Raw genomic sequence first — 20,115 nt, 5'->3', positions numbered from 1 at the left:
ACAACGCGTTCATGATCACAAACACGAGCGGGTGTTCGGTCGACCACGATCAGTAAACTTAGGGGACGCAAACAACTAGCCCAAAAGGAGCCGACGGCGCCTCCCGCTGGACGAACGCCGACCCAGGGAGGGCTGAGCATTGGCGACCCCGCCGACCGAGATCACCAGTACCGAGCACCGCGTCGAGCAGCTGCTGGCAGCTGAGCCGCAGCTGCGGGACGCCGCCCCCGACGCCGGCATCGCCGAGGCGATCCGACGACCGGGGTTGTCGCTGGTGGAGCTGATCGAAACGGTGATGACGGGGTACGCCGACCGCGCCGCCTTCGCCGAACGGGCCACGGAGGTGGTGACCGACCCGGTGACGGGCCGGACCACGCGCCGGTTGCTGCCGCGGTTCGACACGGTGACCTACCGCGAAGCGTGGCAGCGCGCGTGCGCCATCGCGGGCGAGTGGACCCACCACGCCGAAGCCCCCGTGGCGGCCGGTGATTTCGTGGCCACGCTCGGCTTCACGAGCACCGAGTACGCGATCATCGACCTCGCCTGCGTCCGCGCCGGCGTGGTGTCCGTGCCGCTGCAGGCGGGCGCGACGGCGGGCACGCTCAAGCCGATCGTCGCCGAGACCGTGCCGAAGCTGCTCGCGTCCAATGTGGACAACCTCGGGACCGCCGTGGACCTCGTGCTCGACAGCACGACAGTGCGGCGCCTGGTGGTGTTCGACTACCACCCCGAGGTCGACGCCGAGCGCGAGAAGTTCGAGGCCGCCAAGGCGCGGTTCGCTTCAGCCGACAGCCCGATCGTCGTCGAGCCGCTGAGCGCGGTGCTCGAACGCGGCGCCACCACGGCGCCCGCGCCAGTGTCCGGGGCGGACCCGGACCGCCTGTCGGTGCTCATCTACACCTCCGGCAGCACCGGCACGCCCAAGGGCGCGATGTACACCGACCGGCTCATCGCGAAACTGTGGCACGAGTTCTTCCCCGAACGGCCCCCGTTCCCCTTGGTGGACCTCAACTTCATGCCGCTGAGCCACGTGTTGGGCCGAGCCATGCTCGTCTCCACCCTGGCCGGGGCGGTACCGTCCACTTCGCCGCGAAGAACGACCTGTCCACCTTGTTCGAGGACATCTCGCTGACGCGCCCCACCGAGATCGTGATGGTGCCGCGGATCTGCGACATGATCTTCCACCACTACCAGAGCGAGCTCGACCGCCGCGCGCTCGGCGCCGGCTATTCGGCCGAGCTGGAAGCCGAGGTCAAGCTCGACCTGCGCACGAGCTTCCTGGGTGGGCGGATGGTCTGGGCCGGCTCCGGTTCCGCGCCCCTGTCGGGCGAGATGCAGGCCTTCATCGAGTCGGTGTTCGGTCTCGAGCTGCACGACGGTTACGGATCCACCGAGGCCGGCATCGTGCTGTTCGACCACAAGCCGACCCGCCCGCCGGTACTCGACTACAAGCTCGACGACGTCCCGGAGCTCGGCTACTTCTCCACGGATTCCCCGCACCCTCGCGGAGAGCTGCTGGTCAAAGCGACCAGTTTGGTGCCCGGCTACTACAAGCGCCCCGACGCCACGGCCGAGGTGTTCGACAAGGACGGCTACTACCGGACCGGCGACATCATGGCCGAGACGGCGCCGGACACGCTGTTCTACCTCGACCGGCGCAAGAACGTGCTGAAGCTGTCGCAGGGCGAGTTCGTGGCCGTCTCGCGGCTGGAGGCCGAGTTCGCGGCCGCGCCGGCGATCCGGCAGATCTACCTGTACGGCAGCAGTGAACGCGCGTACTTGCTCGCGGTGATCGTGCCGACGCCGGAGGCGCTCGAAGCGTTCGGCGACGGTGAAAAGCTCAAGGCGCAGCTGAGCGAATCGCTGCAGAGTATCGCGAAGGAGTCGGACCTCAACTCGTACGAGATCCCGCGCGACTTCCTCGTGGAGACCCAGCCGTTCAGCCCCGAAAACGGGCTGCTCACAGGAATCCGCAAGCTGTCGCGGCCGAAGCTGAAGGAGCACTACAGCGAGCGGCTCGACCAGCTCTACCGTGAGATCGCCGAGCGCGAGTCGAGCGAGCTGCGCGAACTGCGGCAGGTCGGGCGTTCGCAGCCGGTGTTCGACACGGTCGTGCGGGCGGCGCAGGCGCTGCTCGGCGCGTCTTCGAGCGAAGTGAGCCCCGAGGCGCACTTTGTCGAGCTGGGTGGCGACTCGCTGTCGGCGCTCACGTTCTCCAACCTGCTGCGGGAGATCTTCGACGTCGAGGTGCCGGTCGGCGTGGTCATCAGCCCGGCGACCGACCTGCGCAAGCTCGCGTCGTACATCGAGGACGCGCGCGAGTCGGGCGCCAAGCGGCCCACCTTCGCCAAGGTCCACGGCGCGGGCAGCGCCGAGGCTCGCGCCAACGCGCTCACGCTCGACAAGTTCCTCGACGCCGCCACCCTGGACGGCGCCTCGACGCTGGCGCGCCCCACGGGCACCGTCGGCACGGTGCTGCTGACCGGCGCCAACGGTTACCTCGGCCGGTTCCTCTGCCTGGAGTGGCTGGAACGGCTGGCCGAAACGGGCGGCCGGCTCATCTGCCTCGTCCGCGGCAGCTCCGCCGAGGCCGCGCACCGGCGGCTCGAGGACGCGTTCGACAGCGGCGACGCCAAGCTGCTGCGCCACTTCCGCGACCTGGCCGCCGACCACCTGGAGGTGCTCGCGGGCGACATCGGCGAGCCGGACCTCGGCCTCGACGAGGCAACCTGGCGACGGCTGGCCGACACCGTCGACCTCATCGTGCACCCGGCCGCGCTGGTCAACCACGTGCTGCCCTACGACCAGCTGTTCGGCCCCAACGTGGTGGGCACCGCGGAGCTGATCCGGATGGCGTTGACCTCGCGGATGAAGCCGATCACCTATCTGTCCACAGTGGCCGTGATCGCCGACCAGGCGTCCTCGGCCGACGAGGTGTCCGACATCCGTGTGACAAGCCCCGTGCGCGTGCTCGACGACGGTTACGCCAACGGCTACGCCACCAGCAAGTGGGCCGGCGAGGTCCTGCTGCGCGAGGCCAACGACGCCTTCGGCCTGCCCGTCGCCACGTTCCGCTCCGACATGATCCTGGCGCACAGCCGCTACTCCGGCCAGCTCAACGTGCCGGACATGTTCACGCGACTGCTGCTCAGCCTCATCGTCACGGCCATCGCGCCCGGATCGTTCTACAGTTCGTCCGCCCCCGCCCACTACGACGGCCTGCCCGCCGACTTCACGGCCGAGGCCATCACCACCCTCGGCACCCAGGCAACCGAGGGCTACCGCACCTACAACGTCCTCAACCCCCACGAGGACGGCGTCTCCCTCGACACCTACGTCGGCTGGCTCGTGTCGGCCGGCTATCCGATCAAGCGCATCGACGACCACGCCGAGTGGTTCGCCCGCTTCGAGACGGCCATTCGCGGGTTGCCGGAGAAGCAGAAGCAGCACTCCCTGCTGCCGCTGCTGCACGCGTTCTCGGCCCCGGCCACCCCTGTCGACGGGGCTGGCATCCCGACCGACCGCTTCCGCTCGGCTGTACAGGACGCCGGCATCGGCGCGGACAAGGACATCCCGCACGTGACCGTGGAGCTGATCCGGAAGTACGCGGCGGATCTGGCGCAGCTCGGGTTGATCTGAGGTTTCCTTGCCCGGCGTCGGGGAAACTTGGCGCTGGGCAAGGCTTTCCGGGCGGGATCCGAAGGTCTCGGGCTCGGTCGTCGCGTTAGGTTGGTCATCTGGATGCGCCACCTCGGCGGCGCAAGAACTCCGTAATACCCACCCACGAATAACGCCAGAAAAGCAACGGAAATCGCCATCTTTTCGAGGCAGGATGCGGGCGCTGGCCGCGATGATCAAGAACGGCTAGCGTCGGAAACGGCCGTCCGGTCCGCATTCTTTCCCGTCGAGGAGAAACAGTGATGTCCGAGAACACGTCCGAACATTCCCGGCGGAGGTTCCTCGCCACGTCGGCGGGGGCGCTTGCCGTTGCGGCCAGTGCGTCGACGCTGCTGGCCGGGACCGCGGACGCCGCGAACGCCCCGACAGCGGCGAGCCCCACAGCCGGGCCCAGCGCCATCCGCCGCTTTCGCATCGACGTGCCCCAGCGCGACCTCACCGACCTGCGCAACCGGCTGCGCGCCACGCGGTGGCCGACAAAAGAGACCGTCGCCGACGATTCGCAGGGCCTGCAGCTCCAACGCGTCCAAGACCTCGTGAAGTACTGGACCACTCGCTACGACTGGCGCAAGGTCGAGGCGAAGCTCAATTCTCTCCCGCAGTTCATCACGGAGATCGACGGCCTCGACATCCACTTCCTGCACATCCGCTCGAAGCACGAGAACGCGCTGCCGATAGTCATCACGCACGGCTGGCCGGGGTCGGTCCTCGAAATGCTCAAGGTGATCGGCCCGCTGACCGACCCGACGCGCCACGGAGGCAGCGCGGCCGACGCGTTCCACGTCGTCATCCCCTCGATGCCCGGCTACGGCTTCTCCGGCAAGCCCACCGCCACCGGCTGGGGCCCGGCGCGCATAGCGCAGGCGTGGGACGTGCTCATGAAACGCCTGGGCTACCGCGAATACGTGTCGCAGGGCGGCGACTGGGGCTCGGTCGTGTCGGACGTGATGGCGGCGCAGCGACCCTCCGGCCTACGAGGCATCCACGTGAACATGCCCGCGACCGTGCCGCCGGAGATCGCGAAGATCCTCACCGACGGCGGCCCGGCACCCGCCGGACTGTCCACTGAGGAGCGCCAGGCATTCGACTCCCTCAACGCCCTCTACACCCGCGGCTCCGGTTACTCGGCGATGATGGTCACCCGCCCGGAAACCGTCGGCTTCGGGCTCGCCGACTCCCCCGCAGGCCTGGCCGCGTGGATGTACGACAAGTTCGCCGCCTGGACCTACAGTGCTGATTGTCACCAATCCGACCACAGCCACGGCGCGAAAGGTCAGCAGACGCCCCGATGTTCCGTTGGGTGCCCGCCTACTTTTGGTCGGATTGGTAACGGTGGCGGCGTGCCCGAGAAGGTGCTCACGCGCGACGAGATGCTCGACGACATCACTCTCTACTGGGTCACCAACACGGCCGTGTCGTCCTCGCAGCTGTACTGGGAGAACAACGCGAACAACTTCAACGCCGTCGACGTCTCGATCCCCGCCGCCGTGACCGTGTTCCCCGGCGAGCTCTACCGCGCGCCGCGCAGCTGGGCCGAGCGCGCCTACCACGACCTGCGCTACTACAACCAGGTCGACAACGGCGGCCATTTCGCCGCGTGGGAGCAGCCGGAGCTGTTCTCGAAAGAACTTCGGGCGGCGTTCCGCTTCCTCCGCTGATTACACTCGCGCGGGTGGACACGATCACCGCCCCCGCGCCCCCGGCGTGGTACGGCTGCATGGGTCTCGGCGGCAGCTGGGACCCGGCACCGTACGCGCCCGCCGACGTCGATGCCGCCGAGGCGGCGATCACCGCCTCGCTCGACATCGGCGTGACCGCCTTCGACCACGCGGACATCTACCGCCACGGCAAGGCGGAGGCCGTGTTCGGCGAGGTGCTCGCGCGCACGCCGGGCCTGCGGGAGCGGATCGTGCTCCAGACCAAGTGCGGGATTCGGCTCGACGGCGGCTTCTACGACCTGCGCGGCGCGAGCATCGTGGCCCGCCTCGAGCAGAGCCTCGAACGGCTGCGGACAGAGTACGTCGACGTGCTGCTGCTGCACCGGCCCGACCCGCTGGCCGACCTCAGTGAGGTCGCGGAGGCGTTGCACCGCCTGCGTGAGGACGGGCTGGTCCGGCACTTCGGCGTGTCCAACATGAGCGCCGCCCAGATCGCCGCGTTGCAGTCGCGTGTGGACTTTCCGTTGGTGGCCAACCAGCTGGAGATGAGCCTCGCGCGCCGGGACTGGGTCGAGTCGGGTGTGCTGGTGAACACCTCGGCGGCCGCCGCCAACGGGTTTCCCCACGGCACCCTCGAATACTGCGTGGAGCACGGGATTCAGCTCCAATCCTGGGGTTCGCTGGCTCAGGGTGTCTACACGGGACGCCAGGCAACCCCGGTCGAAGAGGCCACCGCCCAGCTGGTGAAGGAACTTGCCGCCCACCACGACACAACGCCGGAAACCATCGTCCTCTGGTGGCTGATGCGCCACCCGGCGCGGATCGCCCCGGTCCTCGGGAGCACCCGGCCCGAACGCATCCGTGCCTGCGGCGACGCCGTGAACCGCGAACCGGCCCTCACGCACGAAGAGTGGTATCGCCTGTGGATCACCGCCCGCGACGAGCCGTTGCCCTAGCGTGGCCGAGGAAAGGAGTTCAGTCCTGTTCGGACGGGAGCTGGAGCAGAAACGCCTGGCGGAGCTGGTCGACGGCGTCGGTGAACGCGGCGGCGCGTTGCTGGTGCGGGGCGAACCGGGCGTCGGCAAGTCCGCTCTCGTCGCCACCGTCCGCCGGCAGCTCGGCCCGTCGCGCACGACGATCCTGACCGCAACGGGCGCGGAGCCCGAGCAGCATCTCCCCTACGCCGGCCTCAACCAGCTCCTCTACCCCCTCCGTGACGCCACCACCGCCCTCCCGGCGACCCAGCGCACGGCTCTGCGCACCGCGCTCGGCCTCGTCGACGGTCCGGCGCCGCAGACCTATCTTGTCGGCCTCGCCGTGCTCAACCTCCTCAGCGAGGCAGCCGCCGCCACGCCGCTGGTCCTGTTGCTGGAAGACGTCCACTGGCTCGACCGCGCGACCCAGGACGTGCTCGCTTTCCTGGCTCGCCGCGTCGAGTCCGAGCGCGTCGTCCTGATCGCGACGGCCCGCGGTGACGAACCCACCCGCCTCGACGACCTCCCTTCCCTCACGCTGCGCCCCTTGCCGCCGCAGGACGCCGAGGAGCTTCTCGACCACGTCGCCCCGGATCTCGCTTCGGAAGCCCGTAAACGGATTCTCCAAGACGCCGCCGGCAACCCCCTCGCGCTCACCGAACTGCCCGCCGCCCGCACCGGCCCGCTGGACCACGCCTTCGCCGCCCGCGTGGCCGAGCTGCCGGAAGCGACGCGCACGAACCTGCTCGTCGCGGCGCTCAACGACAGCACGTCGCTGGCCGAAACGCTCAAGGCCACCGGCACCGACGCGCTCGGTCCGGCCGCGGGGCTCGTCGAGGTGGACGCGACGACCGTGACGTTCCGGCACGCGATGACCCGAGCCGCCATCGTCCGGTCGGCGACACCCGCCGCTCGTCGCGCCGCGCACCACGCGTTGGCCGCGACGTTGACCGGGCCCGGACGGCGGGCATGGCACCGGGCGGCGGCGACCACCGGGACCGACGAGACCGTTGCGGCCGAACTGGAAGCAGCCGCGGGTGACGCCCGACGCCGGGGTGGCGTCGCGGCGGCGATCGCGGCGCTGGAGGAAGCCGCGCGCCTCAGCGAGACCGACCTGCGCCGGGCCGATCGGCTGCTCCGAGCCGCCGACCTCGCCGTCGAATCCGGCCGACGTGACGTGGTCGACCGGCTGCTGGCAGCAGCGTCCACAATGGACCTCACCCCGCGTCAACGAGCCCTGGTCACCTGGCTGCCGACCGGGTTCGACGACGGGGTCCGCGAAGGCGCCGCCGGCGCGTCGGAGCTGGCGACGCTGGCGGGCGCTGTCGCCCGGGACGGTGATCTCGACCTGGCCATGCGGATCTTCTGGAGCACCGCCATGCGCTGCTTCTGGATCGAGCCCGGCGCGCCGGCGCGCCAACGCATCACCGCGATCGCCGACGAGCTGCCCGTCGACCCGGCCGACCCGCGGATGGTGGCGATCGCGGCGTACGTGACGCCGTTGGCGCGCGGGGCGGAGGTGGTGGCCGCGTTGCGGGAGCTGGCGGACCGCACCACCGATCCGACCGTGATCCGGTTCCTCGGCAGCGCGGCGCTGCAGGTCGGCGCGTTCGATCTCGCGGCGCGGTTTTCCCTGGCCGCGCAACCGGGTCTCCGCGCCGAAGGCCGGCTCGGGTTGCTGAGCCGCGCGCTGGCCGTGCAGGCCTGGAGCCACGCCCGGCTCGGCGACCTGGCGGCCGCGTTGCCCGCCGCGGAAGAAGCCGGCCGGCTGGCGCACGAGACGCGCCAGCCGTACATGGTCGGCCTGGCCAGGGCGGTGCAGGCGGAGATCGCGGCGTTGCGCGGGGACCACGATCTGGCCGAGAAGCTCGCCGCGGAGGCCGAACGCGTGGGCCTCGCGGCGGGCGCGCGCCCGGTGCTGGCCACGGTGCAGCTCGCCCGCGGTCTGGCCGCCCTCGGCGCGGGCCGGCACGCGGACGCCGTGGCCGCGTTGTTGCGCGTCTTCGATCCCGCAGACGCCGCGTACCAGCTGGCGCTGCGCTGCTACGTGGTCGCCGAGCTGGCGGAGGCGGCCGTCCACTGCGATCGCGCCGACGTGGTGCGCGGCCTGATCACCGAGCTCGAACAGGCCCCGACGACGTCCCCCGCGCTGCACCACGGCCTGCGCTACGCCCGCGCCGTACTCGCCTCCGACGAGGACGCGGAGGAGCTGTTCCGCGTCGCGTTGCAGGCCGATCTCACGGGCTGGCCGCTCGAACGCGGACGGCTGCAGCTCGCGTTCGGCGAGTGGCTGCGCCGGCGTCGTCGCGCGGCGGAGTCGCGGCCCGTACTGCGGGCGGCGCGGGAGACGTTCGACGCACTCGGCGTCACGGCATGGGGCGAACGGGCCGCTCGCGAGCTGCGTGCCGCGGGCGAGGCGACGCCGGACCGCGAGCCGGACGCGCTGGGTGACCTCACGGCGCACGAGCTGAACATCGCGCAGCTGGCCGCGGAGGGGCTCACGAACCGGGAGATCGGGCAGCGGCTGTACCTGTCGCACCGGACCGTGAGCACGCACCTGCACCGGATCTTCCCGAAGCTCGGCATCAGCGCCCGCGGCGAGCTGGGTGCCGCGCTGCGCCGCGAGGGATGACGTACACCCACGGCGTCACCTGACGGGCGCGAAGCCACCCCGCCACTGCCTACCGTCACAACGCGGAAAAAGGTTTCGAGCTCAGGAGTGTTTTCGGATGATCAGCAGGAGACAGTTTTCGCAGGTACTCGCCGCCGGCGTGGCAACGGCATCGGTCGCCGGCGTCGCGTCTCCGGCCGCGGCGGCCACTGGGCACACGTCCTTCGGGCCGCTCAAGCAGGTGCGGGCCGGCGTGCTGAACATCGGCTACGCGGAGGCCGGCCCCGCGAACGGACCGGTGGTGCTCCTGCTGCACGGGTGGCCCTACGACATCCACAGCTACGTCGACGTCGCGCCCGCGCTGGCGGCTCAGGGCTACCGCGTGATCGTGCCGTACCTGCGCGGATACGGGACCACGACGTTCCACTCGGGTTCGACGTTCCGCAACGCCCAGCAGTCCGCCGTCGCCGCCGACGTCATCGCGCTGATGGACGCGCTGAAGATCCCGAAGGCCGTGATCGGCGGCTTCGACTGGGGCTCGCGCACGGCCGGCGCGGTGGCCGCGCTGTGGCCGCAGCGGTGCAAGGCGCTGGTGCTCGTGAGCGGGTACCTCATCACCAACCTGAAGACGCAGCGCGACCCGCTGCCCCCCGCAGCCGAGCTCGGCTGGTGGTACCAGTACTACTTCTCGACCGAACGTGGCGTGCTCGGCTACACGCGCAACACCGACGAGTTCAACAAGCTCATCTGGCAGACCGTCTCCCCGAAGTGGCACTTCGACGACGCGACGTATGAGCGCACCGCGCAGTCGTTCACCAACCCGGACCACGTGGCCATCGTGGTGCACAACTACCGCTGGCGCCTGGGCCTCGCCCACGGCGAACCGCAGTACGACCGCCTCGAAGCCCAGCTCCAGCAGAGCCCCAAGATCGCCCTGCCCACCATCACCGTCGCCAGCGACTTCGACGGCACCGCCGCCGACGGCTCGGGCTACCGCAAGCAGTTCACGGGCCCCTACGACCACCGCTTCCTGCCCGGCATCGGCCACAACGTCCCCCAGGAGGCCCCTTCGGACTTCACGAAAGCCATCGTCGACGCGGACCGGCTCTGAGTACCGTGGCCCCATGGGCCACAAGGGCATCCGCGACGGCGGACCACCGCGAGATCCGAACTTCCGCCCGTCCGACGTCGTCGGGATGCCGATCCGCAAGGCCGTGATCAAGCTGATCCGCCACGGTTTCCTCATCCAGCAGCCGGGCGCCCACGCCCGCGACGCGGCGATGCTGCACAACCGCGTGCGCCTGGTGGCGAGCGAGAGTGTGATCACCGAGGTGATCGTCGGCTAGGCACCGGCGAACCCGGCAAGACGAAAGCGGGGCCGGTCCACAATGGACCGGCCCCGCTTCTTCGTTCAGCTAAAACACTCAGGCGTTGCTCCGACGACGGCGCACCAGCACCAGCATCGCGCCGCCGGCCAGGACGAGGGCCGCGCCGATGCCGATGGGCAGCGAGGCGTCCACGCCGGTGTTCGCCAGGGGTGCCGAGCCGCCGGCCGGGGCGGCCGGGGTGGTGGCGGGCGCCGCCGGGGTGGTCGGCGGGGTGACGCCGGCTTCGGTCCAGGTGGCGGTGGCCGAGGTGTCGACCGTGGTCTTCTGCGACTCCGCGACGATCAGCGACTGCGCCGGGTGCTTGGCGTAGTTCTCGCCCACGAAGAGGCGGCCGGTGTCGAGGTGGCCGACGGCCTTGAGCGCCAGCTCGGCGGTGCCGGCCTTGGCGTCCTTGGGAACGTCGAGGTACAGCTTGGTGCCGTCCTTGACCTCGCCCTCCGTCACGGCCTTGCCGTCGGCGTCGGTGAGCTTGACGCCGTCGGGCAGCTGCGAGGTGAGGTCGGTGATGTCACCGGTGGTGGCGATGGTGAACGGGCCGATCTTGGTGCCGGCTTCGCCCTTGGCCGAGGCCGGGGTGATGCTCAGCGTCGGCTTGGGCTGCTGGCCGATGCCGACGTTGTCGCTGCCGGTCAGGTAGTCGTACAGCGCGAGCACGTCGGCGCCGTTGTCCGCGTTGCCGTACTGCACCGGCTTGTCGCGGTCGATCTCCTTGCCGTCGCTGAAGTGCCAGACGGCGGCCTGCGTGGCGGCGATGGCCTCGGCCTGCGACAGGCCGTCGTGCAGCGTGACGCCCTTCAGCTCGGCCTCGATGCCCTTGAGGTCCTCGGTCGGGAAGCCGTGGTGCAGGACCCAGTTGATCTTCGCGTTGTTCTTGTTGAACGGCGAGTCCGGGTTCGGGTACTTGTCCCACGGCGTCTCGAGCATGTCCTGCTGCTCGTCGATGTTCGTCTCGATCTCGACGCAGTACAGCTTCAGCATGCTGCCGTCGGAGAGCTTGAGACCGAACAGGACCGTGTCGTAGTAGTGGTCCTTGCCGTTCTCGTTCAGGTTGACACCGAAGCCGTTGGTGAACGCGCCCGGGACGAGACGCCCACTGGCCGCGCCGTCTTCAGCCTTCGCGCCGGTGTCCGCGGTGGCGCCCTGAGCGGCCGCCATCAGCGCGACGGCCGCGGCGGCAGCCGCGATCCCGCCTCGCACCAGACCTGACCTGACCTGCATCTGTTCTCCCATCCAAGCCCGAACCAGAAAGTCGGAGCCGCGTGAGAAAACACACCCCGATCACGACGGCCACCAATCAGGTGAGAATCCACCCAGTCAAGCGATGCGGAAGCCTACACACAGCTCACACGGCCACTCACGGTGGTCCCCGGCACCACGAGGGCCGTCCACCTGGGCGTCACCAAGCCGTTCACGCACCGCCACTGAGCAAATCGGACACACCCCGATCACCTGCGTATACATGCGATGTATAGTCTCGATGTATAGCGATCTTCCGAAGGGGACCAGACATGTCAGTGGGGACCACCCTGCTCGCCTTGCTCGAGCCAGGACCGAGGCACGGATACGACCTGAAACGCGCGTACGACGAACAGTTCGGCCAAGACCGGCCGCTCGCCTACGGGCAGGTCTACGCCACACTCTCGCGCCTGCTCAAAAACGGCCTCGTGGAGGTCGCCGGGGTCGAGGCCGGCGACGGGCCGGAGCGCAAGCGCTACACGATCACCGACGCCGGCATCACCGACGTCGAACACTGGCTCGCGACGCCGGAGAACCCCGAGCCGTACCTGCAGAACACGCTCTACACCAAGGTCGTGCTGGCGCTGCTGTCCGGCCGCAGCGCCACGACCGTGCTGGACGCGCAACGCAGCAAGCACCTCGAAATGATGCGCGAACTCACCCGCCGCAAGCGTGAGGGCGACCTCGCGACGCAGCTGATCTGCGACCACGCGCTGTTCCACCTCGAAGCCGACCTGCGCTGGCTCGAGCTCACGGCCGCGCGCCTCGACGAACTGGCGAGCGAGGTGCGGTCATGACGGAACCACTGCTCGTCGCCGATGGTCTGGAGAAGGCGTTCGGCCCGACACAGGCGCTGCGCGGCGCCGGCGTGTCCGTCGCGGCCGGGGAGGTGCTCGCGATCATGGGCCCGTCGGGCTCCGGCAAGTCGACGCTGCTGCACTGCCTCGCCGGCATCGTCCGCCCCGACGCCGGCACCATCACCTACGGCGGCCGCGACCTCGTCGCCATGAGCGACCGCGAGCGCAGTGCGTTGCGGCGCACGGAGTTCGGCTTCGTGTTCCAGTTCGGGCAGCTCGTGCCGGAGCTGACGTGCCTGGAGAACGTCGCGCTGCCGCTGCGCCTGGCGAAGGTCGGGCGGCGCAAGGCAGAGGGCGTCGCGCGCGAGTGGCTCGAGCGGCTGCAGGTGTCCGACGTCGCGGACAAGCGCCCGGGCGACGTCTCGGGCGGGCAGGGGCAGCGCATCGCCGTGGCCCGCGCGCTGGTGACCCAGCCGAAGGTGGTTTTCGCCGACGAGCCGACGGGCGCGCTCGACTCGCTCAACGGCGAGAAGGTCATGCGCATGTTCACCGAGGCCGCGCGGCAGACCAACGCGGCCGTCGTGCTCGTGACGCACGAAGCGCGCGTCGCCGCGTACTCGGACCACGAGATCGTGGTGCGCGACGGGCGCGTGGCGGATCGGGAGTTCGCGCAGTGATCGCGAACCTCCTTCTCGGCCTCCGGCTGGCCGTCGGGGGCGGCCGGATGTCGGGCCAGGCGCTGCTGCGCCTCACGATGACGGCGGTGGGCATCGGGCTCGTCGTCGCGGTGCTGCTGCCGGCGGCGTCGGTGAGCTCGGTCGTCGGCGCGCGGGAGGACCGCGCGGCAGCGACCGCCGAGATCACGCAGCCGAAGCCCGGCGTCGACCCGCTGTACGTCGTCAAGTGGTCGGCGATCCGGGGCAACCAGTTCGTGGACATCCACTCGGTCGCTGCCGAGGGGCCGCACGCGCCGGTACCACCCGGGCTGAGCGCGGTGCCGAAACCGGGTGAGCTCATCGTGTCGCCCGAGCTCGCGCGCCTGCTCGCCGGGCCGGACGGCGCCGGGCTGCGTGCCCGTCTTCCCACGGCGCCGTCGGGCACGATCACCAAGCCCGGGCTCGTCGACGCCGGCGAGATCACCGCGTGGTACGGCACCACGGTCGCCGACGCGAAGTCGAGCCCGGACGTGGAGACCGTCTATGGCTTCGGCGGCGGGGAGCCACCGCGGATCGCGGTGGCGACGACGATGCTCGTCGCGTTGTTGCCGGTGGTGATCGCGCTGCTGCTGCCGCTGCTGATCTTCGTGACCACGGCGTCGCGGATGGGTGCGGCGCAGCGCGACCAGCGGCTGGCGGCGCTGCGGCTGCTCGGCGTGGACGCGCGGCAGATCCGCTGGGTCGCGGCCGGGGAGTCGTTGCTGGGCGCGATGATCGGCCTGGTGCTCGGCGTGGGGCTGTTCCTCGCGGTGCGTCCGACGCTCGGTTCGCTGGACCTGTTCGGCTACCGCGTGTTCGGCGAGGACTTCGTGCCGCCGTGGCCGCTCGCGGTGCTGGTGGTGGTGCTCGTGCCCGCGCTGGCCGTCGGGGCGGCGCTGTTCGGGCTGCGGCGCACGATCGTGGAGCCGCTCGGCGTGGTGCGCCAGGGCAAGCCCGTGCGCCGGCGGATGTGGTGGCGCTGGGTGATCACCGGCGTCGGCGTGCTGCTCGTCGGCACGGCGTACGCGACCGAGCCAGGACAAAGCAGCGACAGCGTGCTGATCGCGCTCACCGGGGGTTCCGCGTTCCTGCTGGTGGGCGTGACCGTGCTACTGCCGTGGATCGTCGAGGGGATCGCGAGCCGGCTGCACGGCGGGCCGCCCGCGTGGCAGCTCGCGGTGCGGCGGCTGCAGCTCGACAGCGGCACGCCGAGCCGGGTCGTTTCAGGGCTGGTCGTGGTGGTGGCCGGCAGCATCCTGCTGCAGGTGGTGCTCAACTCCCTGCTCGCGCAGGACGCTGCCGAGGCCAAGACGGATCTGTCGTGGGCGGGCGCGGCGCACGTGAGCGTGCTCGCGGACAAGGCGACGGCCGCCGAGGCGCAGCAACGCGTTTCGGGCGTCGCCGGGCTGACGCAGGTGGGCACGATCCGGCGCTCATCCGCGGTCGCAGGTGACCAGTGGACCAGTGTGGAGATCGGGTCCTGTGCCGCACTGGCGTTGCGGGCGGAGCTTCCGTCCTGTGTGGACGGTTCGGTGTTCTCCGTGGGCGACGCCCCCGTGCCGACGGGTTCGGTGCGCTTCACGGAGTCCAGTTCGGATACCGGCGGTCCTCAGTGGGCTGTCCCTTCGGGCGTGGTGCGGGTGCCGGCGAGCTCGGCCGCGCGCAACCTCGACGGCACGCTGCTGGTGACCGACGGCGCCATCGCGGGCCTTCCGGTGCCGGTGGAGCTGACCACGGTGTTCGTCAAGGGTCCGGGGACCACCGCGGAGCTGGGCGACCGCGTGGCGGCCGCCGTCGCGAGCCTGACCTGGCACGTCGACGTGGACACGGACGAGCGCGCGAGCGCGCCGACCGGTGTGCTGGGCACGATCCGGGCGGTGCTGCTCACGGCGTCGCTGTTCGTGCTCGCGGTGGCGGCGTTGAGCCTGCTGATGCTGGCCGTCGAGCAGATCACCGAGCGGCGCCGGGCGTTGGCCGCGTTGGCCGCTTCGGGTGTTCCGCTGGGCGTGCTGGCCCGCAGTTCGTTCGCGCAGACGGCGCTGCCCGTGGTGATCGGGGTGGTGCTGGCGGTTCTCACGGGGACCGGGCTGACATTGCCGATCCTGCGCGCGGCGGACATCCCGTTGAAGCTCGACGGCGACTTGATCGCGAGCATGGCGGGCGCGGCCGTGGCGGCGGTTCTTGTCGTGACGGCGTGCACGATTCCGCTGCTGCGCCAGATCACAAAGGTGGAATCTCTGCGCGCGGAGTGAGAGTTCACCGGCCCGAAAGGCCCGCGACCCACCTTCGTCGCGGGCTTTTCGGGTCCAACTCCTTCTCCCCGGGGGCCGGGTGCGCCAGCATGATCAACGCCCTGTCCCCATTCGGAAGGTCGACCTTTATGCGAACCTTCAAACGGCTCGGTGCGGTCCTCGGCGCCACCGTGCTGGCGCTGGTGATCCCGGCGGCCGCTGCGTACGCCGATCCCCCGCACAACCTCCCCCAGAACGCCGGCGGCTACGACCAGTCGTTCTCGCCCGCGTACGACTACGACGGCGACGGCTGCTACGCCACGCCGGCCATCGGCCCGGACGGCACGCTCGCCCCGGGCCTCAACACCACCGGCGCGGTCAACGGCAGCTGCCGCGACCAGTCCGACCTCGACAACTCCCAGACCTACTCCCGCTCGAAGTGCAACAACGGCTGGTGCGCAGTGGTCTACGCCAGCTACTTCGAGAAGGACCAGGCCGTCGCCGGCAGCGGCCTCGGCGGCCACCGCCACGACTGGGAGCACGTGATCTCCTGGATCAACCAGGCGAGCAACCAGGTCGAGTTCGTGACCACCACGCAGCACAGCAGCCAGGTCACGTACCCGCGCTCGCAGGTCCGCTTCGACGGCTCACACCCGAAGGTCGTCTACCACAAGGACGGCCTGGGCACGCACTTCTTCCGCCTGGCCAACGACAACGACGAACCGCCGGAGAACCACTACCACAACTGGCGCTACCCCCCGCTCGTCGGCTACGACGGCTACCCGTCCACGGCCCTGCGCGACAAGCTGATGTCCGCCGACTTCGGCTCGGCGACGATCAAGATCAACGACGCGCGGTACAACGACCTCTTGGCAGCTTCGCTGCCGGCGGGGATTCCGTTCGATCCGCGTGGGTGAGGCCTGAGGGTTTGTGCTGAAGGACGGGTGTCATCCTCTTCGTGGGGGTGGCACCCGTCTTCGGTGTCGGCCCAGGTCCGCGAGGCTCTCCGGAGCGATCTGCGTCACGACTTCCCGCCCCGACTATGCACAGTCATACATCCTGATGCATAATCATACCCATGTCCAAGGTGCTCACTTCCCTTCCCGTCGGCGAGCGGGTCGGCATCGCGTTCTCCGGTGGCCTCGACACGTCCGTTGCGGTGGCGTGGATGCGTGACAAAGGCGCCGTGCCGTGCACCTACACCGCCGACATCGGGCAGGCTGACGAGCCCGACATCGAGTCGGTGCCGGGGCGTGCGACGTCGTACGGCGCGGAGCTCGGGCGGCTGGTCGACTGCAAGGAGGCGCTGGTCGAGGAGGGGCTCGCGGCGCTGACGTGCGGCGCGTTCCACATCCGCTCCGGCGGCCGCAGCTACTTCAACACCACGCCGCTCGGCCGCGCGGTCACCGGCACGCTGCTGGTGCGCGCGATGCTCGAAGACGACGTCCAGATCTGGGGCGACGGCTCCACCTACAAGGGCAACGACATCGAGCGGTTCTACCGCTACGGCCTGCTGGCCAACCCCGCCCTGCGCATCTACAAGCCGTGGCTCGACGCGGACTTCGTGACGGAGCTCGGCGGCCGCAAGGAGATGTCGGAGTGGCTGGTGGCCCACGGGCTGCCCTACCGCGACAGCACCGAGAAGGCCTACTCCACCGACGCCAACATCTGGGGCGCCACCCACGAGGCCAAGTCGCTGGAGCACCTCGACACCGGCATCGAGATCGTCGAGCCGATCATGGGCGTGCGGTTCTGGGACGCGAGCGTCGAGATCGAGCCGGAGGACGTCACCATCGGCTTCGAGCTGGGCCGGCCGGTGTCGATCAACGGCAAGCAGTTCGCGACGTCCGTCGACCTCGTGCTGGAAGCCAACGCGATCGGCGGCCGCCACGGGCTCGGCATGTCCGACCAGATCGAGAACCGCATCATCGAGGCCAAGAGCCGCGGCATCTACGAGGCGCCGGGCATGGCGCTGCTGCACGCGGCGTACGAGCGGCTCGTCAACGCGGTCCACAACGAGGACACCGTCGCCAGCTACCACAACGAAGGCCGCCGCCTCGGCCGCCTCATGTACGAGGGCCGCTGGCTCGACCCGCAGGCCATGATGCTGCGCGAGTCGCTGCAGCGCTGGGTCGGCACGGCCATCACCGGCGAGGTCACGCTCCGCCTGCGGCGCGGCGAGGACTACTCGATCCTCGACACGTCCGGGCCGGCCTTCAGCTACCACCCGGACAAGCTGTCGATGGAACGCACCGAGGACAGCGCGTTCGGCCCGGTCGACCGCATCGGCCAGCTGACCATGCGCAACCTCGACATCGCCGACTCCCGCGCGAAGCTCGAGCAGTACGCGGGGCTGGGGATGGTCGGCAGCGGCTCCCACCCGGCCCTCATCGGCGCCGCGCAGGCCGCTTCGACGGGCCTGATCGGCGCGATGCCGGAGGGCGGTGCCCAGGCGATCGCCTCCCGCGGCAAGACCGACGACGTCGAACTCCTGGACAGTGCCGCCATGGAGTCGGGCACGGACTGAAACGTTGGCCTCAGCTACCAAGCGCGAGTGAGCAAACCTGCGAACCGCACCCGACGCTGATACACCGGCCGCGAAGAAGCTGCCCCACAGCTTCTTCGCGGCTTTCAAACTCAGCCACGAATCCTCTACCCAGTCCGCCGGCAAGAGTTCCGTCCCGAGGGCGGTATCCACCTCCTGTTGCCGCGCGTTGTCGCGGACAATGCACAGCCGCTTCACACGCCCAGGCACGAGGTGGGTGCATGTGTCGGCGCTCTCCGCGGTGCTCGGTCGTTCCTTGCCGCTCACCGCTGTTCACCTAGGGCTCAATCGGATTTCGGCTCGGGCCATTCTCCGGCGAGGATCGAGTAGAGGACTGAGTCGCGCCACGCGCCGTTCGTGAACACGTGATCGCGAAGTACGCCTTCACGTGTGAACCCAAGCCGTTCCACGACGCCCTGCGAAGCGGCGTTGTCGGGCCCGATGGCAGCTGTAATCCGGTGGAGGTCCAGCGGACCGAACGCGAAGTCGAGGGCGCTGCGCACGGCGTCGGTGGCGTAGCCCTTACCCCAGTGCTCAGCGATGACCGCGTAGCCGAGTTGCGCCGCCCGCACGCCGGTCAGTCCGAGACGACAGAAGCCGATAAGGCGATCGTCTTCGAGCTGGGTCATCCCGAGGTAGTACTCGTTCCTCGGCATGACTCTGGCGCGCTCGACGGCGCCGTCGATCATCGATTGCGCGGCCTCCCGGCTCCTGCTGTCGAACGACAGGAACTGAGTCACGCGGTCGTCGCCGACGATGGCGAACGCGTCGACCCCGTCGGATGAACGGAACTCCCGAAGCCGGGTCAGCTGCCCTGCGAGAGGAATGACGGCGGTGTCGGCGTCGTCGAGTTCATGCGCACTCACTGAGTCAAGGCCAATCGTTGGGAGGTAAAGGTCTGCATGGAGTCTCCCAGCTCGTTCATGATGCGGCTCTCGGTTGACACCTGCGCAAGGTGGCGTTGCACATGCTGTACCGCTACCACCACGCCGTGAGTCCGCTGAGCAGTCGGCAATTGCAACACGGCGTGCATCGCGTCGGCAACGCCTTCGAACTCGTTGCGGCTGATGCGTGCGATGGCGAGCGCACATCGAGTGCCTGCCTCGTCTCCGAACGCCCGCTCGCCAGGGTCCGCGGCCTCGTAGGCATCGATCGCCTCGACGGCGAACCGCTCCGTTTGGTCGACGGCACCCCTGCCGCTCCACGACAGCGCTTCGGCGGCGTAGTAGAGCTGGCGCGGGCGGCTGAAGGTGCAGAAGCCGCCTAGCTCGTCGAGATCGTCGCGGCGGACGCGGTCGCGGGCGTCGGTCGCCCGCTCGACAGCGCGCTGGGCGTCCTCGTACCGGCCCAGCGCGGCGAGCGACCGAGCCTCGCCGGACGCGAGCCACACAGCGGACGTGTTCTGACTGCGGTAGGCGAATTCGGCACCCTGCTGCGCGTACTTCACCGAGTCGTTGTACCGACCGGCCCAGTAGGCAATCAGCGACTGCAAGCCTTTGGCCCAGGCTTTCAGCCCGTCGTGACCAGCATTATCAGCCGACGCGAACGCCGCCCGCGCGTGTGTCAGGGCCGAGTCGGAAGCTCCGGTGTCGTGGGCAGCGCGCGCCATCAAGCCAGAGGCAACACCGGCCAGTAGGTAGAGGTCTCGGGCTTGGGCCGGGCGTTGTCGCCCCTCCAGCAGTTCGAAGACCTTCCGCTGGGTGTCGCTCATGTCGGCGAGCAGGGTTTCCAGCGGCTGCTGCTGGTATGCGACCGTCAATCGACGAACGTCGTCGGTGAGTTGGTCGAGGGTATCTGAACCCACGTTGGTTACCTCCATCCTGCTCAGGAAATCGCGCGCGCGGAGGGCGCTCTCCGCGATCACCTGACGTTGCCAGTCGGACCGTTCGCGATCGAGCGCTCCGGCGCCCAGTGCGAGGGGACGAGCCTGCACGACCAGACCGCTGCCGTGTGGCGGGCCGAGCAGTTGAGCGGTCGATTCTCCGAACATCTGTTCCAGGGCGGCCTGCGCGTGGGCGTAGGGCTGGCCTTTCAAATCTCCGTTGCACCAGCGGTAAGCCTGGCGCTCGGACAGTTCGGTGCGGGTTATCGCTTCGTACCGGTCGCGCAGGTCACGCAGCGTCATGTGTTGCTGCTTCATCACCTGGGCGAGTCGGGTCCGCGGTAACTCTTCGTCGACCATTTAGTCCCCCCCTGTCGAGCTCCTCCCACAGTAGGGCGGAACCATGCCGTCGGGCGACCAACGGAGGGCAGAAGGCAGAAGAAGGCAGGGGAAGTCATGATCCGCGTCGTTCCGAATTCA

15 protein-coding genes are annotated in these 20,115 nt (G+C 69.6%); 12 read left to right on the top strand and 3 right to left on the bottom strand.

What is annotated here, in order from left to right:
• The first annotated feature begins 139 nt into the window (after window positions 1-139).
• The 7 genes from ABZU76_RS02250 to ABZU76_RS02220 all read left to right on the top strand — a co-directional run bounded on the left by ABZU76_RS02250 (window position 140) and on the right by ABZU76_RS02220 (window position 10,267).
• The gene (locus ABZU76_RS02250) at window positions 140-1,132 is read left to right on the top strand and encodes an AMP-binding protein (RefSeq protein ID WP_354864190.1); all 993 of its coding nucleotides are present in this window, start codon (window positions 140-142) and stop codon (window positions 1,130-1,132) included.
• Window positions 1,111-3,639, top strand: a complete 2,529-nt coding sequence (gene car / locus ABZU76_RS02245) for a carboxylic acid reductase (protein ID WP_354864188.1) — start codon at window positions 1,111-1,113, stop codon at window positions 3,637-3,639. The genes ABZU76_RS02250 and car overlap by 22 nt, the downstream gene beginning before the upstream one ends.
• Window positions 3,640-3,920: 281 nt before the next feature.
• A complete protein-coding gene (locus tag ABZU76_RS02240; protein ID WP_354864186.1) occupies window positions 3,921-5,336 on the top strand; it encodes an epoxide hydrolase in 1,416 nt (471 codons plus the stop codon).
• 14 nt (window positions 5,337-5,350) lie between these two features.
• Window positions 5,351-6,292 (top strand): aldo/keto reductase, encoded by a 942-nt coding sequence (locus ABZU76_RS02235; RefSeq protein WP_354864184.1) that lies wholly within the window; start codon window positions 5,351-5,353, stop codon window positions 6,290-6,292.
• Window position 6,293: 1 nt separating this feature from the next.
• A complete protein-coding gene (locus ABZU76_RS02230; RefSeq protein ID WP_354864182.1) occupies window positions 6,294-8,942 on the top strand; it encodes an AAA family ATPase in 2,649 nt (882 codons plus the stop codon).
• 97 nt (window positions 8,943-9,039) lie between these two features.
• Window positions 9,040-10,032, top strand: a complete 993-nt coding sequence (locus tag ABZU76_RS02225) for an alpha/beta hydrolase (RefSeq protein ID WP_354864180.1) — start codon at window positions 9,040-9,042, stop codon at window positions 10,030-10,032.
• Window positions 10,033-10,045: 13 nt separating this feature from the next.
• Window positions 10,046-10,267: a hypothetical protein gene (locus ABZU76_RS02220; protein WP_354864178.1), complete on the top strand. Its 222-nt coding sequence runs from the start codon at window positions 10,046-10,048 to the stop codon at window positions 10,265-10,267.
• Window positions 10,268-10,345: 78 nt separating this feature from the next.
• Here the strand turns inward: ABZU76_RS02220 and ABZU76_RS02215 are convergent, their stop codons facing one another.
• Window positions 10,346-11,527: a thioester domain-containing protein gene (locus tag ABZU76_RS02215; protein WP_354864176.1), complete on the bottom strand. Its 1,182-nt coding sequence runs from the start codon at window positions 11,525-11,527 to the stop codon at window positions 10,346-10,348.
• Window positions 11,528-11,817: 290 nt separating this feature from the next.
• On the opposite strand from ABZU76_RS02215, the gene ABZU76_RS02210 reads away from it, so the two are divergent.
• The 5 genes from ABZU76_RS02210 to argG all read left to right on the top strand — a co-directional run bounded on the left by ABZU76_RS02210 (window position 11,818) and on the right by argG (window position 17,795).
• On the top strand, window positions 11,818-12,342 hold the full coding sequence (locus ABZU76_RS02210; protein ID WP_220244197.1) for a PadR family transcriptional regulator: 525 nt from the start codon (window positions 11,818-11,820) through the stop codon (window positions 12,340-12,342).
• Window positions 12,339-13,019 (top strand): ABC transporter ATP-binding protein, encoded by a 681-nt coding sequence (locus ABZU76_RS02205; protein ID WP_354864173.1) that lies wholly within the window; start codon window positions 12,339-12,341, stop codon window positions 13,017-13,019. Before ABZU76_RS02210 ends, ABZU76_RS02205 begins: the two co-directional genes overlap by 4 nt.
• Window positions 13,016-15,289 (top strand): FtsX-like permease family protein, encoded by a 2,274-nt coding sequence (locus ABZU76_RS02200; protein ID WP_354864171.1) that lies wholly within the window; start codon window positions 13,016-13,018, stop codon window positions 15,287-15,289. The genes ABZU76_RS02205 and ABZU76_RS02200 overlap by 4 nt, the downstream gene beginning before the upstream one ends.
• A gap of 128 nt (window positions 15,290-15,417) precedes the next feature.
• The gene (locus ABZU76_RS02195) at window positions 15,418-16,185 is read left to right on the top strand and encodes an NPP1 family protein (protein WP_354864169.1); all 768 of its coding nucleotides are present in this window, start codon (window positions 15,418-15,420) and stop codon (window positions 16,183-16,185) included.
• A gap of 161 nt (window positions 16,186-16,346) precedes the next feature.
• A complete protein-coding gene (gene argG / locus ABZU76_RS02190) occupies window positions 16,347-17,795 on the top strand; it encodes an argininosuccinate synthase (RefSeq protein WP_354864167.1) in 1,449 nt (482 codons plus the stop codon).
• Between the two features lie 302 nt (window positions 17,796-18,097).
• Here argG and ABZU76_RS02185 read toward each other — a convergent pair whose 3' ends face one another.
• On the bottom strand, window positions 18,098-18,679 hold the full coding sequence (locus tag ABZU76_RS02185) for a GNAT family protein (RefSeq protein WP_354864165.1): 582 nt from the start codon (window positions 18,677-18,679) through the stop codon (window positions 18,098-18,100).
• Window positions 18,676-19,995 (bottom strand): hypothetical protein, encoded by a 1,320-nt coding sequence (locus tag ABZU76_RS02180; RefSeq protein WP_354864163.1) that lies wholly within the window; start codon window positions 19,993-19,995, stop codon window positions 18,676-18,678. Before ABZU76_RS02180 ends, ABZU76_RS02185 begins: the two co-directional genes overlap by 4 nt.
• Window positions 19,996-20,115: the final 120 nt, after the last annotated feature.

Source organism: Amycolatopsis sp. NPDC005232, from assembly GCF_040607795.1.
GTDB lineage: Bacteria > Actinomycetota > Actinomycetes > Mycobacteriales > Pseudonocardiaceae > Amycolatopsis.
This window is presented reverse-complemented; position numbering and strand designations above follow the sequence as displayed.

Excerpts from the sequence above, each read along its gene's own strand:
- ABZU76_RS02195 (WP_354864169.1), top strand. The coding sequence starts at position 15,418 with ATGCGAACCTTCAAACGGCTCGGTGCGGTCCTCGGCGCCACCGTGCTG.
- ABZU76_RS02180 (WP_354864163.1), bottom strand. The coding sequence starts at position 19,995 with ATGGTCGACGAAGAGTTACCGCGGACCCGACTCGCCCAGGTGATGAAG.
- ABZU76_RS02210 (WP_220244197.1), top strand. The coding sequence starts at position 11,818 with ATGTCAGTGGGGACCACCCTGCTCGCCTTGCTCGAGCCAGGACCGAGG.
- argG (WP_354864167.1), top strand. The coding sequence starts at position 16,347 with ATGTCCAAGGTGCTCACTTCCCTTCCCGTCGGCGAGCGGGTCGGCATC.
- ABZU76_RS02225 (WP_354864180.1), top strand. The coding sequence starts at position 9,040 with ATGATCAGCAGGAGACAGTTTTCGCAGGTACTCGCCGCCGGCGTGGCA.
- ABZU76_RS02220 (WP_354864178.1), top strand. The coding sequence starts at position 10,046 with ATGGGCCACAAGGGCATCCGCGACGGCGGACCACCGCGAGATCCGAAC.
- ABZU76_RS02240 (WP_354864186.1), top strand. The coding sequence starts at position 3,921 with ATGTCCGAGAACACGTCCGAACATTCCCGGCGGAGGTTCCTCGCCACG.
- ABZU76_RS02215 (WP_354864176.1), bottom strand. The coding sequence starts at position 11,527 with ATGCAGGTCAGGTCAGGTCTGGTGCGAGGCGGGATCGCGGCTGCCGCC.
- ABZU76_RS02205 (WP_354864173.1), top strand. The coding sequence starts at position 12,339 with ATGACGGAACCACTGCTCGTCGCCGATGGTCTGGAGAAGGCGTTCGGC.